This is a genomic window from Rhodocyclaceae bacterium, assembly GCA_020248265.1.
Taxonomy (GTDB): Bacteria; Pseudomonadota; Gammaproteobacteria; order Burkholderiales; family CAIKXV01; genus CAIKXV01.
The window spans coordinates 694,535-710,151 of sequence record JADCHX010000004.1 but is presented as its reverse complement, the minus strand read 5'-3'; the positions used below and the strand labels follow the sequence as shown (position 1 = coordinate 710,151).

16 protein-coding genes are annotated in these 15,617 nt (G+C 69.2%); 7 read left to right on the top strand and 9 right to left on the bottom strand.

Annotated elements, in window-relative coordinates; translation table 11 throughout:
• Positions 1–24: 24 nt before the first annotated feature.
• The 6 genes from ING98_07065 to rpsP form a co-directional block, all read right to left on the bottom strand.
• Positions 25–1,668 carry a thiamine pyrophosphate-binding protein gene (locus ING98_07065; protein ID MCA3101615.1) on the bottom strand — a complete coding sequence of 548 codons (1,644 nt, stop codon included), beginning with the start codon at positions 1,666–1,668 and terminating at the stop codon, positions 25–27.
• A 75-nt stretch (positions 1,669–1,743) separates the two neighbouring features.
• The gene (locus tag ING98_07060) at positions 1,744–3,333 is read right to left on the bottom strand and encodes a hypothetical protein (GenBank protein ID MCA3101614.1); all 1,590 of its coding nucleotides are present in this window, start codon (positions 3,331–3,333) and stop codon (positions 1,744–1,746) included.
• Positions 3,334–3,349: 16 nt separating this feature from the next.
• Complete coding sequence (rplS, locus tag ING98_07055) at positions 3,350–3,769, bottom strand: 50S ribosomal protein L19 (GenBank protein ID MCA3101613.1); 420 nt, start codon at positions 3,767–3,769, stop codon at positions 3,350–3,352.
• A 70-nt stretch (positions 3,770–3,839) separates the two neighbouring features.
• The gene (gene trmD / locus ING98_07050; GenBank protein MCA3101612.1) at positions 3,840–4,628 is read right to left on the bottom strand and encodes a tRNA (guanosine(37)-N1)-methyltransferase TrmD; all 789 of its coding nucleotides are present in this window, start codon (positions 4,626–4,628) and stop codon (positions 3,840–3,842) included.
• 5 nt (positions 4,629–4,633) lie between these two features.
• Positions 4,634–5,191, bottom strand: coding sequence for a 16S rRNA processing protein RimM (rimM, locus tag ING98_07045; GenBank protein MCA3101611.1), 558 nt, complete (start codon positions 5,189–5,191; stop codon positions 4,634–4,636).
• A 52-nt stretch (positions 5,192–5,243) separates the two neighbouring features.
• Positions 5,244–5,531 (bottom strand): 30S ribosomal protein S16, encoded by a 288-nt coding sequence (gene rpsP / locus ING98_07040; GenBank protein ID MCA3101610.1) that lies wholly within the window; start codon positions 5,529–5,531, stop codon positions 5,244–5,246.
• A gap of 157 nt (positions 5,532–5,688) precedes the next feature.
• Between rpsP and ING98_07035 the strand changes: the two genes are divergently transcribed.
• The 7 genes from ING98_07035 to ING98_07005 are packed head-to-tail and all read left to right on the top strand — an operon-like array spanning position 5,689 to position 12,287.
• Positions 5,689–7,125, top strand: coding sequence for an FAD-dependent oxidoreductase (locus ING98_07035; protein ID MCA3101609.1), 1,437 nt, complete (start codon positions 5,689–5,691; stop codon positions 7,123–7,125).
• A complete protein-coding gene (locus tag ING98_07030; protein MCA3101608.1) occupies positions 7,122–7,895 on the top strand; it encodes a TVP38/TMEM64 family protein in 774 nt (257 codons plus the stop codon). The genes ING98_07035 and ING98_07030 overlap by 4 nt, the downstream gene beginning before the upstream one ends.
• A gap of 25 nt (positions 7,896–7,920) precedes the next feature.
• Positions 7,921–8,943, top strand: coding sequence for an arsenosugar biosynthesis radical SAM protein ArsS (gene arsS, locus ING98_07025; GenBank protein ID MCA3101607.1), 1,023 nt, complete (start codon positions 7,921–7,923; stop codon positions 8,941–8,943).
• A 12-nt stretch (positions 8,944–8,955) separates the two neighbouring features.
• The gene (locus ING98_07020; protein MCA3101606.1) at positions 8,956–9,639 is read left to right on the top strand and encodes a TIGR04283 family arsenosugar biosynthesis glycosyltransferase; all 684 of its coding nucleotides are present in this window, start codon (positions 8,956–8,958) and stop codon (positions 9,637–9,639) included.
• Between the two features lie 2 nt (positions 9,640–9,641).
• Positions 9,642–10,319 carry a TIGR04282 family arsenosugar biosynthesis glycosyltransferase gene (locus ING98_07015; GenBank protein ID MCA3101605.1) on the top strand — a complete coding sequence of 226 codons (678 nt, stop codon included), beginning with the start codon at positions 9,642–9,644 and terminating at the stop codon, positions 10,317–10,319.
• A gap of 14 nt (positions 10,320–10,333) precedes the next feature.
• Complete coding sequence (locus ING98_07010; GenBank protein ID MCA3101604.1) at positions 10,334–11,101, top strand: DUF3047 domain-containing protein; 768 nt, start codon at positions 10,334–10,336, stop codon at positions 11,099–11,101.
• 4 nt (positions 11,102–11,105) lie between these two features.
• Positions 11,106–12,287 (top strand): FAD-dependent oxidoreductase, encoded by a 1,182-nt coding sequence (locus ING98_07005; GenBank protein ID MCA3101603.1) that lies wholly within the window; start codon positions 11,106–11,108, stop codon positions 12,285–12,287.
• Between the two features lie 10 nt (positions 12,288–12,297).
• On the opposite strand, the gene ING98_07000 is transcribed toward ING98_07005, so the two are convergent.
• From ING98_07000 to ffh, 3 genes are read right to left on the bottom strand one after another with little or no spacing between them, the layout of a single operon-like run.
• The gene (locus tag ING98_07000; GenBank protein MCA3101602.1) at positions 12,298–13,464 is read right to left on the bottom strand and encodes a pyridoxal phosphate-dependent aminotransferase; all 1,167 of its coding nucleotides are present in this window, start codon (positions 13,462–13,464) and stop codon (positions 12,298–12,300) included.
• Between the two features lie 8 nt (positions 13,465–13,472).
• Complete coding sequence (locus tag ING98_06995) at positions 13,473–14,222, bottom strand: queuosine precursor transporter (protein ID MCA3101601.1); 750 nt, start codon at positions 14,220–14,222, stop codon at positions 13,473–13,475.
• On the bottom strand, positions 14,219–15,565 hold the full coding sequence (gene ffh, locus ING98_06990; protein MCA3101600.1) for a signal recognition particle protein: 1,347 nt from the start codon (positions 15,563–15,565) through the stop codon (positions 14,219–14,221). The genes ING98_06995 and ffh overlap by 4 nt, the downstream gene beginning before the upstream one ends.
• Positions 15,566–15,617 lie beyond the last annotated feature (52 nt).

Genomic DNA, 15,617 nt, shown 5'->3' with positions numbered 1-15,617 from the left:
TCAGCGCGGCCGCATCCTGCCGCGCTAGCGGCGCGAGAAGACAGGCGCTGGCAGGCGTTCGATCATCACGTTCACGCACGACGGCCGTGCGGAGGCCACGGCACGCGCGAGCGCCTCCGGCATCACCCCACCGTCGGTCACCCATTCGCCGTGCCCGCCGAACGCTGCAGCGACCTGATCGTAGCGCGTGGCCAGCAGTTCGCAACCGAGCGCGCGCTCGCGCCCGTACTCGCGCAACTGGATCTGGTGCTCGGCATTCCAGCACTGGTCGTTGCCGACCACCGACACGAACGGCGCGCCCTCCCGCACCGCGGTATCGAACTCGGCGGGATGAAAACCGAAGGTGCCGTCGCCGAGCACCGCCACCACCGGTGCATCGGGCACGGCGAGTCGGGCGGCGAGCGCGAACGGCAGCGATGAGCCGATAGATCCGGCCACGCCGTTGATCACGCGGTTCGGCGCCTTCAGGCAGGCCTGCGCCCATTGCCCGATCTCGCCGCCGTCGGCGACCAGCACCGCATCGGGATGCGCATCGAGCAGCGGCTGGATCGCCCGGCACATTTCGACCGGATGCAGCATCCCCGGAGTGCCGGCAACCACGGTCGCCCAGGATGCCGGGCGCCAGTCGATCGCCTTGCGGACTTCGGCGTACCAGCCGCCCGCGGCCGGGGCGGCGCCCGCCGCGGCCGCGGTGAGCGCCTCGAGCGCGGACGCGGCATCCGCGAGCGCCGACATCACCACCCGCTGCGGGCCAAGCGCTCGCTGCGCGCGCTCGATCAGCACCGGCTCCGGATCGATCACGATGACCGGCACGCCCTTCGGGATCGCCGCGCCGAGCTTCAGCGTGAAGTCGACCGGCTTGCCGACCAGCACGACGAGGTCGGCGCTGGCCAGCACCTCGGAGAATGCACCGAGGCTGGGATCGTTCACCCCGCGCGGACTCTCCATCCCGACCACGGGTACGCCAGCCGCCCGCTCAAGGGCAGCGGCGCGGGCGCGCCCCGGACGGGTCATCGATGCCGGACCGGTGATCACCAGCGGGCGCGCAGCCGCGCGCAGGGCAGCGATCACCTGGCCGGCGGCGAGCGCGGACAGCGGCAGCGGCGATGCATCGAACGCGCCGGCGTCCGGCAGCGCTGCTGCCGGATCCGCGCAGGCATCCTCGAGCACGTCCGACGGCAGGGACAGGTAGACCGGCCCGGGCCGGCCGCTGCGCGCCACGCCGACCGCCTGCGCGAACTCGCGCCCGACCGCCTGCGGCGAGCTCGCGCAGGTCGACTGCTTGACCAGCGGTGCGGCGAGCGCCACCTGGTCCATCTCCTGGAAGGCACCGCGGCCGAGTTGCCCGAGCGGTGCCTGCCCGGACAGCAGGACCACGGGCGATTCAGACGCGCCAGCGGTATACAGCGCGGACACGCCGTTGGCATGACCCGGGCCTCCGGTCAGCAGGGCCACGCCGACCTCACCCGTGAGGCGTGCCCAGGCATCCGCCATGTGTACCGCTGCGCCTTCGTGGCGTACGTGGACGACCGGAATGTCCACGTCGAGCAGCGCGTCGTAGAGGGCCATGATGTGGTTGCCCGACAGCGAGAACACGCGGCGTACCCCGGCGCGAGCAAGGCTCGCCGCAAGCACGTCCGCTCCACGCGACCCCCTGGCCTGTACCATCGGTGCTGCTCCTGTTCGTGTACGGCGCGCCGCTCTTGCAGCACCGCCGTGTTCAACCCTGCGGGATCATAGCAATCACGGTCGCCGCATCGGCACCGGACCTGCCACTTCGCGGATGCGTGCCGCACCGGCCGCCTCGCCGGCGTCGGCGAACAGGTCGGCGAGCGCATGTACCCGCGCGAGGAGCGCCGGCTGCAGTGCCGCCGTGCGCGGACCGGCAAACATCGCGAGCACGCCCTGCAGCGCATCGTCGAGCAGCGCCGCGCGCGCCTGCACCTCCGCGCCGGCGATCCGGAACTCATCGACGTCCTCGCCTGGCCGCGGTGTCAGTCCCCGCCGGAAGTCCGCGGCCAGCGCATGCAAACGTCGCGCAGCGGCGGCCTCGCCCAGCAGGCGCCGCAGGTCGGCCGCATGCAGCGTCGGATCGAAGGCTTCTCGGTCGAGGAACAAGCGCGCCGCAGTACCACCAAGCCCGGCCTCCCGCAGCAGCCAGACCAGTTGCAGCCTTGCACTCGCGCGCAGGTCGGGCTCCGGCGCATGCAGCGAGAGCTGCGCGAACAGCACTCGTGCGGCAAGCGGGTCGCGGCCGACCAACCGCGCCGCCGCATCGGACCAGCCGAACGTGTCGCCGACCAGCAACTGCTCGCGATTGGCGACTGCGGGCGCCGCAGACAGGTAGTCGCGCCAGAGCATGCGCGCGGCCTCGGCCGCACCGGCGGCCATCGGATCCGCATCGAGCGCGCGCTCGGACGCCCCGACCAGCCCGAGGACATCCCCGTTCGCCTGGCAGGCGCTGCGCAGAAGTAGCCATTCACGCGCGGCAGCCGCCCCGACGCCGGCCATGGCTGGTCGCTGCACGGCGGCACGCGCCCGGACGGTGGCCGTCGGCGGCGGCAGCAGGCCGAGCCGTATCTGCACCGCGATACGCACGGCATCGTTATCCGGCAGCAGCGGCAGCAGTGGCAGCGCCTCGGCAGCCATGCCGTGCGCCGCCATCAGCGCCACGAACCGTGCGCTCACGGCCGGCGCGGGCGAAGGCTGGTCCTGGCGATAACGCAGGATCGACCGGTAGCCGGACGAAGCATCGCCCCCATCGAAAAGGCTTTCGATCACCACGACCTGGGCACGCCGGACCTCGTCGGCCGGCGGGCTCGTGGACCAGATCACGCGCGCAGCCAGCGCGCGCGCGCGCGCTGCGGCGAGCGCGCCATCGGGCATCGGCGTCGAACCCTTGCCGGTAGCAGGGCCGGCGGCAGTCGCAGGGGCTGCCGCGTCGACGAGCCGCAACGCCGACTCCGCGCCTGCCAGCCAGGCTGCACGCAGGAACGGCGCTGGCAGCGTCGACGAGGCCGGCAGCGACTCGGCGCGCCCGGTGAGGTCCTGCCACCGTCCAAGCCCGGCCAGCGCCGACAGCCTGAGCGCCTCCCAGTCGGCCCAGCGCGGCGACTGGGCATGCTGTGACCGCTCGATCCGAAGCAGCGCGAGTGCGGGGGTGCCGGCGGCGAGCAGTCGCCGGGCAGCCGACAGGGCGTCCGGAGCGTCCGGAGCGTCCCGGACCGGTTCCTGTGCCACGGACGAAGAGACACAGACGGCGGCCGCGATCAGTGCCGCGGCGGCCGTCCGTACAACCTTGCGGGCGAGGTACAGCACGCGATACGCCGTCACCCGCCCGTGCCGCGGATCAGGCAGTCTCGCCGCCTTCGACAGGGGCAGGGGCTGCTGCTGCAGCTGCAGCCTTCGGCACGCGAGCGACCAGCTTTTCGCGGATCCGCGCCGACTTGCCGGAACGATCGCGCAGGTAGTAGAGCTTGGCGCGGCGCACGTCGCCACGGCGCTTCACTTCGATCTTCGCGATGGTCGGCGAGTAGGTCTGGAACGTACGCTCCACGCCTTCGCCAGACGACACCTTGCGCACGATGAACGACGAGTTCAGGCCACGGTTGCGCTTGGCGATCACCACGCCCTCGTATGCCTGAACGCGCTTGCGCTCGCCCTCGACCACGTTGACGCTGACGATCACGGTATCGCCGGGGGCGAAGGCCGGGATGTTCTTGCCCAGGCGGGCGATTTCTTCCTGTTCGAGCTGCTGGATCAGATCCATTGTTTTTCTCCTGGCGGCAGGCAGAGGTTCGGGCATCAGGGGATGCCAACATGCACGGCCGGTTGATCAATCACCCCACGCGTTCGCGCGGGACTTTCAGGTCGACGCCGGCATGCTCGCGACGATACTCGTCGAGCAACCGGGTCTCGCTTTCGTTGAGGCGGCGCCGCTCGATCAGGTCGGGGCGGCGCTGCCAGGTTCGTCCGAGGGACTGCTTCAGGCGCCAGCGCGAGATCGCGGCATGGTCGCCCGACAGCAGCACCGAAGGCACGGGAATGCCTTCGTAGACTTCAGGGCGGGTGTAGTGCGGGCAGTCGAGCAGCCCGTCGACGAACGATTCCTGGCGCGCCGAATCGGCATCGCCCAGGCTCCCGGGCAGTTGCCGGATCACCCCGTCCATCAGCATCATCATCGGCAGTTCACCGCCGGAGACGACGAAATCGCCGATCGACACCTCGTCGTCGACCAGCCGCTCGATCACCCGTTCATCGACGCCTTCGTAACGGCCGCCGAACATCACGAGCCCGGCTTCGCCGGACAGCTCCATCACCTTGCGATGGGTGAGCGGCGTGCCCTGCGGCGTCAGGTGGATCACCCGCGAGCGCCGCACGCCGGTGCTGCGCTGGCGATCGCGCGCGGCTTCCAGCGCCGCTTCGAGGGGTGCTGCCATCATCACCATGCCCGGACCACCGCCGTAAGGGCGATCGTCGATCGTGCGGTAGTTGTCGTGCGCGAAGTCGCGCGGATTCCAGCAGATCAACTGGTAGCGGCGTTCCTCGCGCGCGCGCCGGGTGATGCCCGATTCAGTCAGGGCATCGAACATGTCCGGGAACAGCGTGATCGCATCGAGTTGCAGCATTGGACTCAGACCGGTTCTTCCCAATCAACCACGACCCGCTTGTTCGCGAGGTCGACCTCACCGACATGCCGTTCCACGAACGGCACCAGTACCTGCAATGGCTTGCCCGCGGCCGTTCGGCCCGGGGTATCGATCACCAGCACGTCATGCGCACCCGCCTCGAGCAGGCCGCTGACCACACCGAACTTCGTTCCGGCCGGGTCGACCGCGTCGAGCCCGATCAGGTCTTCCCAGTAGAATTCATCTTCTTCCGGCGGCGGCAGGTCATCGCGCAACAGCCCGATCTCGATGCCATTGGCCAGCGCCGCCTGGTCACGATCGCCGATCCCGTCCAGTTGCGCGATCAACCCGCTGCCGTGTCCCTGCGCCTCGAGCACGTCCACTTCGCGCCACTGTGCATGCGCCAGCCCCACACCGGCGGCACCCGGCCTCGATGCCACGCCGCTCGCCGGCGCACGACGAATCCACCAACGCTCGTGATCCAGCAGCGTGTCGGGGTCGCTCGAGTACGTCTGGATGCGAACCCAACCCTGCACGCCGAATGGGGCACCGACGCGCCCCATCACCACCCATCGTTCCGGCGCAGCAGCGGCCGAAGTGTCCGGGATGGTCGGCTCAGCTGGCGGCCGGCGCTGCGGCACTGGCTGCGCTGACGGCCGGAAGGGCACGGAACTTCTTCGTCAGGCGAACGACGGTGTCCGAAGGCTGTGCGCCGTGCGACGTCCAGTGTTCGAAACGGTCGAGTGCGACGCGCAGGCCCTCTTCCTTTTCGGAGGCCTTCGGGTTGTAGAACCCGATGCGCTCGATGAACTTGCCATCGCGCGGACGACGCGAGTCGGCGACGACGATGTTGTAAAACGGGCGGTTCTTCGAACCACCGCGCGAAAGACGGATGACTACCATGGTGACTTGGCCTTCGAAAGTGAAAAATGGGACTTTCAGGGCCGGAACCCTCATGCCGGGATCCCGCTGAAAAGCCATACAGAATAGCGGATGCGTGGGCGGAATGCAAAGGCGCGCAGTTGTTGCGGACGGCCCGCAGGGCCGTACCATGGGCGAGATGAAACCCGAATACGATCTTTGCGTGATCGGCGGCGGTGCCGCCGGCCTGGTGGTGGCAGCCGGTGGCGCCGGCCTTGGCGCGAAAGTACTGCTTGTCGAGAAGCATCGCCTCGGCGGTGACTGCCTCTACTACGGGTGCGTACCGAGCAAGGCCCTGCTGAAGAGCGCAAAGGTATTCCACCAGCGCCAGGCCGCCGCCCGGTACGGCCTGCCGGCGCCCGCCGCCAGCGGCCCGGCCAGCATCCCCGAGGTGATGCGCCGGGTACAGCAGGTGATCGCCGGCATCGAACCGCACGACAGCCCGGAGCGGTTCCGTTCGCTGGGCGTAGAGGTGCTGCTCGAAGCCGGCACGTTCACCGACCCGCGCACCTTCGAGGCCGGCGGACGGAAGATCACCGCCCGCAGGTTCGTGCTGGCCACCGGGTCGCGGCCGGTGCTGCCGTCGATCCTCGGGCTCGACCGAGTGCCCTGCCTCACCAACGAAACCGTGTTCTCGCTGGATGAAGACGTGCCATCGCTGGTGGTGATCGGTGCCGGGCCGATCGGCTGCGAACTCGCGCAGGCGTTCGTCCGGCTCGGCACCCGGGTCACCGTCATCGCCCGCGAGCCACGGGTGCTGATGCGCGAGGATGCCGACGCGGCGGCCGTGGTGCAGGCATCGCTGGCACGAGACGGCGTCGCGTTCGAACTCGGCGCGACCCCGGTCGAGGTATCGGGCAGCGCGGGCCGGATCGTCACCCGCTTCGAACGGGCCGACGGCACCAGTGGCAGCCTCGAGTCGACGCACCTGCTGGTCGCGGCCGGACGCGCGGTCAACACCGAAGGACTCGGCCTGGCCGAAGCTGGCGTGGAAGTCATCGACGGGCGCATCACGAACGACGACAGTCTGCGCACCACGAACCGCGACATCTACGTCGCAGGCGACGCGGCCGGACGGCAGCAGTTCACCCATGTCGCCGAGCACCATGCGGGCATCGTGCTGCGCAATGCGCTGTTCCACCTGCCGGCGAAGGTCGAGTCGCGCGTGGTGCCCTGGTGCACGTTCACGGAACCCGAGATCGCCCGCGTCGGCCTGTCCGAGGCCGAGGCAACCGCCGAGGGCGTGGCCTTCGAGCGCTACCGGTTCGATTTCGCGGACCTCGACCGCGCACGTGCCGAAGGCGAGACCGACGGCTTCGCGCGCATCCTCACCGACCGCAAGGGCCGCCTGCTCGGCGCAACCCTGGTCGGCGCCCACGCCGGCGAGGCGATCGCGGAATACGCGCTGGCGATGGCGAAGAAGATGAAAGCGTCCGACATCTCGGGCGTGATCCATGTCTACCCGACGTTCACGCAGATCAACCGCCGGGTGGCCGACCAGCGGCTCAAGGCGTCGCTGACGCCGACCGCGAAACGCTGGATACGCCGGCTGTTCGGACTGCGCGGGCCGCGATGAAGCGCGGCGATGCCTGGCTCAAGGTGCTGCTGCTGGCGCTGTTCGCCGGGGGTATCGGTGCGTTCTTCGCGCTGGAAGGGCCGCAGTACCTGTCGCTGGACACCATCAAGGACAACCGCGACCAGCTGCTGGCGCTGACCCAGCGGCACTACCTGGCAGCCGTGCTCGTCGCGTTCACCGTCTACGTGGCGGCGACTGCGCTCAGCCTGCCCGGCGGGGTGCTGCTGTCGCTGACGGTCGGGATGCTGTTCGGCCGCTGGGTGGGCGCAGCGATCATCGTCGTCGCCGCGACCGTGGGCGCGACCTGCGCCTTCCTGGCGGCGCGCCACCTGTTCGCCGGGTTTGCGCGGCGCAAGCTGGGACTCGACGCGGCGCACCTGAAAACCCCGCTCCCGCGGGAGCCGACCGTCGACGGAGAGCCCACGACACCAGGCCTGGCGGCACGGATCAACCAGGGTTTCAGCGACAATGCACTGAATTACCTGCTGTTCCTCAGGCTGGTGCCGCTGTTTCCGTTCTGGCTGGTCAACCTGGCACCGGCGTTCACCAACGTGAGCGTGCGCACCTTCGTCGCTGCGACCGCGATCGGCATACTGCCCGGGGTGTTCGTGTTCGCCAACCTGGGCCAGTCGATCGGGCGCATCGAATCGACGTCCGAGCTCGTGTCGCCAGTCACGCTCGGCGCCTTTGCACTGCTCGGCCTGTTCGCGCTGGTCCCGGTGCTGATCCGCAAGCTGCGCGGCCGTACGATCAACGACGTGGCCACCTGACACTTCTGCCCGCAGGAACCGAACGATGCATCCGACATTGCCCCGCCTCGAACCCGTGGACTTCCCGGCGCTGAAGCGCGGCGTGCCCGACACGCTGCAGGTCAACCTGGGCTATCTGTGCAACCAGCAGTGCCTGCACTGCCATGTCGCGGCCAGCCCCAGCCGCACCGAATTGATGACCCGCGAGACCGTCGACCAGGTCATCGCTTTCCTCGACGCATGCGCGATCTCGACGCTCGACCTGACCGGCGGTGCGCCCGAGATGAATCCGCACTTCCGCGAGCTGGTGTGCGCCGCACGCGAACGCGGTCTACGGGTGATCGACCGCTGCAACCTGACGATCCTGCTCGAGCCGGGATACGAAGACCTGGCAGACTTCCTCGCCGCACAGTCGGTCGAGATCACCGCGTCCCTGCCCTGCTACCTGGAGGACAACGTCGACCAGCAGCGCGGCAGGGGCGTGCATGCGCGCAGCATCGAGGCACTGCGCCGGCTGAACGCCCTCGGCTACGGCCGAAGGAACAGCGGCCGGGTGCTCAACCTGGTCTACAACCCGCTCGGACCCTCGCTGCCGCCGGCACAGGGCCCGCTCGAGGCTGCCTACAAGGACGAGCTCGCCGCCCGCTACGGCATCGTGTTCAACCGGCTGTATGCACTGACCAACATGCCGATCCAGCGCTTCGGCAGCACGCTGATTTCCAAGGGCACCTTCGACGGGTACCTCGACCTGCTGCGCTCGGCGCACCGCCCCGAGAACCTCGAGGGCGTGATGTGCCGCACGCTGATCAGCGTCGACTGGCAGGGATACGTCTACGACTGCGACTTCAACCAGATGCTGGGCCTCGGAATGCCGCTCGCTCAGCCGACCCGGACCAGCCAGCGCGCGCACCTGTCCGATCTGGTCGGCCGCGACCTGGTCGGGCTGCCGATCGAGGTGCGCAACCATTGCTATGGCTGCACGGCGGGGCAGGGGTCGAGTTGTGGTGGGTCGCTGGCGTCGACGTCGGCCATGGCCGTCGTGGCCGTGAAACCTGCGGTCGCGGGCTGAGCACTGCACGCGATGGGTGTCCCCGCGCTGTCGATCGTGATGCCGGTGCTCGATGAAGGCGAGCGCATCGCCGCCGCGATCGATGCCCTTGCACCCCTGGTCGCACGCGACGGGGAACTGATCGTGGTCGACGGCGGCAGTCGCGATGGTACGGCCGATCGCGCCCGCGCCCGCGGCGCAAGGGTGATCGATGCACCGCGCTCGCGCGCCGCACAGATGAATGCCGGCGCGACCGCCGCGCGCGGCGGCTCGCTGCTGTTCCTGCATGTCGATACCCGCCTGCCCGACGGTGCCGACAGCCTGATCGCGCAGGCGCTGCGCACGCGCCCATGGGGCCGTTTCGACGTGCAGATCGAAGGCCGTCACCCCATGCTGCGCATGGTCGCGGCGATGATGAACCTGCGTTCGCGCATCACCGGCATCGCCACCGGCGATCAGGCGATGTTCATGTCGCGCGCCGCGTTCGAACAGGCCGGGGGCTTCCCGGCCCAGCCCCTGATGGAGGACATCGAACTGTCGACACGACTGCGCCGGATCGGCCGGCCCGCCTGCCTGGCAGCTTGCGTCGTCACCTCCGGCAGGCGCTGGGAGCGCGACGGCGCCTGGCGCACCATCCTGCTCATGTGGCGGCTGCGCTTCGCATACTGGCGCGGCGCACCGCCGGCCGATCTGCACCGGCGCTACTACGGGCCGTGACGATGACACGGGTGCTGCAGGTGTTCGCACGCGCGCCGGTCCCCGGCCAATGCAAGACCCGCCTCGCGCCGGTGCTCGGCAAGGTGGGTGCTTCCGGACTGCATGCACGGCTGGTGCTGCGGCTGCTTGGCCTGGTAACCGAGGCCCTGCCCCGGCTGGGCAACCCCAGCGTCGAACTCTGGTGCGCGCCGGATACGGCACACCCGTTCTTCGACCTGTGTGCACGCGACCATCCGCTGCGACTGCGCGTACAGCAGGGCGACGACCTCGGGCACCGGATGTACGCCGCGCTGGACGACGCGCTCGGGCGGCAGGACCGACCGGTACTGGTCGGCACCGACTGCCTGTCGATCACGGCCGATGCGCTGGCGGCCGCCTTCGATGCGATCGATCCCGCGTCCGGCCCGCACGGGGCATCCTGTCCCGCGTCGGACATCGTGCTGTTGCCGACCGAGGATGGCGGCTACGCACTGATCGGCGCCGCGCGCCACGATCGTTCACTTTTCGACGCGATGCAATGGAGCACGGACACCGTGTACGCGCAGACCCGCCTTCGTATCGACCGCCTCGGCTGGCGACTGCATGCATTGCCCACCGGCTGGGACGTCGACCGACCGGAAGACCTCGACCGGCTGCGGGCCGTCGCGCCGGAACTGCTCGACACACCGGGAAGCCGATGAACGTGCCTGCCCCGATGCATCCGGACGCGGCTCGCCGCGTGGCCTGCGCCCTTCTGGCACTGATCGCCGTATGCGCCGCCGAGCGCGCGCAGGCGCGGGCGCCAGCGCCAGCCGCAAAGGAGCCCGCAGCGGTCATCGAGATCGGCCGTTTCTCCGCCGAGCGCGAGGGCGTGGAGTCGCCGGCCGGATGGAAACCGCTGACCTTCCGCAACATCGAACGGCACACCCGCTACTCGCTGGTGCGCGACGGCGGGACCACCGTGCTGCGGGCCGATGCCGAAGCCTCCGCCTCCGGCCTGGTGCGCGAGCAGACCATCGACCTCAAGGCGTTTCCGATCATCGAATGGCGCTGGCGGGCAGGCAACGTACTGTCGAAAGCCGATGTCAAGACCAGGACCGGCGACGACTACCCGGTACGCCTCTACATCACCTTCGCGCACGACGCGAATTCGATCTCGCTCGCCGACCGTGCCGCCCGCGCGATCTACGGACAGCTTCCGCCACGCGCCGCGATCAACTACATCTGGGATACCCGATCGCCGGTCGGCACGACCGTCCCGAACGCATACACCGACCGGGTGCGGATGATCGTCGTCGAGAGCGGCAGCGCGCGCGTGGGCGAGTGGATCACCTACCGGCGCGACCTGGCACAGGACTTCCGCAAGGCGTTCGGCTACGACGCCCCGCTGGTGTCGGGCATCGCAGTGATGACCGACACGGACAACACCGGCGAGAAGGCGACGGCATGGTTCGGGGACATCCGTTTCGTTGCGCCGCGGTGAACACGTGACCACCCGCCGCCGACTCGTGCTGCTCGGTGGAGGACACAGCCACCTGCCCGTGATCACCGCCGCGCGCGACTGGCAGGACACGGTCGAGGTGACCCTGGTCAGTCCCGATGCGCTGACCGCCTACTCGGGAATGGTCCCCGGCGTGATTGCCGCTCATTATCAGGCCCGGGAATGCATGATCGACATCGGGCGGCTTGCCGGCCGCTCGGGCGCGCGCTTCATCCGGACGGCAGCCGTGGGACTGGATCCAGCGCAGAAGACGATCCGCCTCGGGGACGGCACCGTGCTTTCGTACGACATCGTGTCGATCGATGTCGGCGCCACGCCACGCGCCACGCCCGCGCTCTCCGGGGCGATCGAACGCGGCCACTGCGGCGACCTGACGATCGCACCGTGCAAACCGTTCCCGATCTTGATGGACCGGCTCGATCGCTTCATCGGCGATCAGGGCGCACGACCACGGCCGGTCGACCTCTGCGTGGTCGGCGCGGGGCTCGCGGGCATCGAGGTGGCCCTGGCGCTGGCCTTCCGGGTACGCGCCCATGCCGATGCACGGGTTCGCCTGCTGTGCGGCGACGCACGGCTGATGCCGTACGCGCCGCGTACGATCGGTGCCGCGCTGGAGCAGGCCTGCGCCGACCACGGCGTGGCCCTGGTGCGCAACACGCGCATCGAGTCGGTCGAGCCGGGTTCACTGATTGCCGTGGACGGCCGCCGGATCCGTGCCGACCTGGCGCTGATCGCAACCGGGGCCGGCGCGCCGGCCTGGCTAGAACACAGTGGACTCGCACTGGACCCGCAGGGCTTCGTCGCGGTAGCGCCGACGCTCGCCAGCGCATCGCATCCGTCGGTGTTCGCGGCCGGAGACTGCGCGTCGATGCTGCAGCACCCGCGCCCGAAGGCCGGCGTGTACGCCGTTCGCCAGGGCCCGCCGCTTGCCGCAAACCTGCGGCGGGCCCTGGCAGGCGACGCGCCGGAACCGTTCACGCCGCAGCGGGATGCACTGGCGCTCGCCGCGCTCGGGCCACGCAGTGCGGTGGCCATCCGCAACGGGTTGATCCTCGGCGGGCCGGCAAGTCGGAGCTATCTTGGCAACACACTGTCCGAAGCGTTGGCGCGACGGCTGTGGCAGTGGAAAGACCGGATCGACCGGGCGTTCGTCGAACGTTATTCCTGATGGCGGCAGATCAACGCGCCGCCGTGAGTCCCTCGACCAGCCGCCCGATCGCCTCGACCACCTCGTCGCGTCGGATCGCGCCGTACGACACCCGCAGCAGGCATGGATCATCCACGCCGAACGCCATCCCAGGGATCACCGCGACCCGATGCTCGGCGATCAGCCGCATCGCAAGCGCGAGCGAATCCTGCGGTGTCGCCAGCCGCAACAGGCAGTAGAACGCACCCCGGGTACGCGGCACGACGACCTGCGGCGCCAGCGGCGCGAGGGCAGCCAGCACCGCCTCGCGCACCTCGGTCAGCACCGCGATGCGGGGCAGACACCAGGCACGCCCTTCGGCCAGTGCGGCCGTCGCCGCCAGCTGCGACACCACTGGCGGGCAGATCAGGTTGGTATCCTGGATCTTCGCGATCGCCGGATACAGGTGCTCCGGGATCACCATGTACCCGACGCGCCAGCTTGCGAATCCATAGGCCTTCGACAGCGAGTAGAGCGATACCGTATGGCCATCGGCCCCCGGCAGGGATCCGGGCGAGAAGGCGCGCTCGCCCTCGTGCACGAAGTACTCATAGGCTTCGTCGCTGACATGGTAGAGCCCGTGTTCGGCGCACAGCCGGTTGACCGCCGCGAGGCTTTGCCGAGGGTAGACCGCACCGGTCGGGTTGTTCGGCGATACGGTGACGATGGCGCGCGTGCGCGGGGTGATCGCCCGCGCGAGCGCATCGACATCGAGCTGGCAATCGGCATCCGTGGGCACGCCCACCGCACGCCCGCCGACCAGGGTCACAGCCATCTGCTGATTGAAGTACCAGGGCAGCGGCAGTATCACCTCGTCGCCCGGGTCGAGGATCGCCAGCATCAGGTTGAGGAACGCCATGTTCCCGCCGGCCGTGACCACCACCCGCTGGCCGGGGCCGATGGCCATGCCGTTGTCCGCAGCCAGCTTCGCGGTGATCGCAGCCACCAGGGCATCGGTGCCGTGGACGGCCTGGTACTTGTTGAGCGCGGGGTCGCGGCCGAGCGCCTCGACTGCGGCGAACACCGACGCGGGCGGTGCGTAGTACACCACGCCTTGTCCCAGCGACAGCGTGCCCGGATGCTCGCGGATCGCCTGCGCAACCGCCGGGATGATCGGCGCCTGCACCGCCAGCGCGCGCTGCGATACCGGGAGCGGCATGCCGGGCGTCAGGTCTTCAGCGTGAACGGGTTGAAGTCGGTCCTGCGGTCGAAGTAGTCCTCGTGCTCGACCCGCTTGAGCCAGTTCACGATGCGGTAGGTGAACGGCAGTGCGACGATCTCCCAGCCCACCTTGAGCAGGTAATTGGCGCCCATCACCGCGACCAGCAGTTCGTTCGACCAGACACCGTAGAAAGCCACCGGATAGAAGATCAGGGTATCGACCCCTTGCCCGACACCGGTGGAGCCGATCATGCGCGCCCACAGCCCGCGCCCCTGTGACCTCACCTTCATCTGCGCCAGTACATAGGCGTTCACGAACTCGCCCGCCCAGAACGCGATCAGCGAAGCCACGACGATGCGCGGTGTCGCGCCGAAGATGGTCTCGTAGGCGGGCTGGTTGGTCCACCCCGCGGCCGGCGGAAGCTGCACCACGACCCACGCCATGAACGACGCGAACGCGAGCGCTGCGAAGCCGGCCCACACCACGCGTCGGGCGCGCGCATAGCCGTAGACCTCGGTCAGGATGTCGCCGAACACATACGAGATCGGAAAGAACAGCACGCCGGCACCGAATGCGAAGGTACCGATCAGCGGCAGGTCGAGCTCCGCGACCTTGGCCGGCCCGATCAGGTTGGAGCAGAGCAGCACGCACACGAACCCGGCCATCACCAGGTCGTAGTAGCGGTAGGTGCGCTGCCCTGTCGCCGCCCCCCCGGGGAGTTCGCCGCCGGCGTGCCGCTCTGGTGCGCCGCTCATCGCATGCCGGGCAACATGCCCTTCATGCCGCGCATCATCTTCGCCATCCCGCCCTTGCTCACCATCTTCATCATCTTCTGCGCAGACTCGAACTGGTTCAGGAGCTGGTTGACCTGCTGCACGCTGACCCCGGCACCCGCGGCGATCCGGCGCTTGCGGGAAGCCTTCAGGATCTCCGGCCTCGCCCGCTCGGCAGGCGTCATCGACAGGATGATCGCCTCCTGGCGCAGGATCATGCGGTCGTCGACCTTCGCGCCCTGGGCCATCTTCGCCAGGTCGCCCGGCAGCTTGTCGAGCAGCGACGACAGCCCGCCCATCTTCTTCATCTGCCCGATCTGCTGGCGGAAGTCTTCCAGGTCGAAACCCTTGCCGGACTTCATCTTCCGGGCGAACTTCTCGGCCTCGGCGACGTCGACGTTCTTCTGCGCGTCCTCGATCAGCGACAGTACGTCGCCCATGCCGAGGATGCGCGAGGCCATGCGCTCGGGATGGAAAGGTTCGAGCCCGGTGAGCTTCTCGCCGACCCCCGCGAACTTGATCGGCTTGCCGGTGACCGCGCGTACCGACAGCGCGGCGCCACCGCGCGAATCGCCGTCGAGCTTGGTGAGGATCACGCCGGTCAGGGGCAGCGCATCGCCGAACGCCCTGGCAACGTTGACCGCGTCCTGGCCCTGCATCGCATCGACGACGAACAGCGTCTCGACCGGCTTGACCGCCGCATGCAGCGCACGGATCTCGGCCATCATCGCTTCGTCGATGGACAGCCGGCCTGCGGTGTCTACGATCAGCACGTCGAAGTAGTGGCGCTTCGCATGGTCGAGCGCCCCGAGGGCGATGTCGACCGGCTTCGCATCTGCCGGTGCCTCGAAGAACCCCGCATCGACCTGCCTGGCGAGCGTGCGCAGCTGCTCGATCGCGGCGGGACGATAGACGTCGGCCGAACAGAGCAGCACCTTCTTCTTCTGCGCGATCAGCAGCTTCGCGAGCTTGCCCGAGGACGTCGTCTTGCCGGAGCCCTGCAGGCCGGCCATCAGAAGCACGGCCGGCGGCTGCACCGCCAGATCGAGGCCGACGCCGGCCTCGCCCATCAGCGCGATCAGTTCGCGATGGACGATGCCGACCACCGCCTGGCCGGGGGTGAGGCTGGTCAGGACGTCCTGCCCGAGCGCACTCTCGCGCACCCGCGCGATGAAATCCTTCGCCACCGGCAGCGCTACATCGGCGTCGAGCAGCGCCAACCGCACTTCGCGCAGCGCATCGGCGATGTTCGACTCGGTGATGCGCGCCTCGCCTTTCAGCGTCTTGACGACGCGTGACAGGCGTTCGGTCAGCGATTCGAGCATATCGCCTCCGCCGGGCCGGACCGTTGGGCTGCATCTGCACGGGACGCGACGA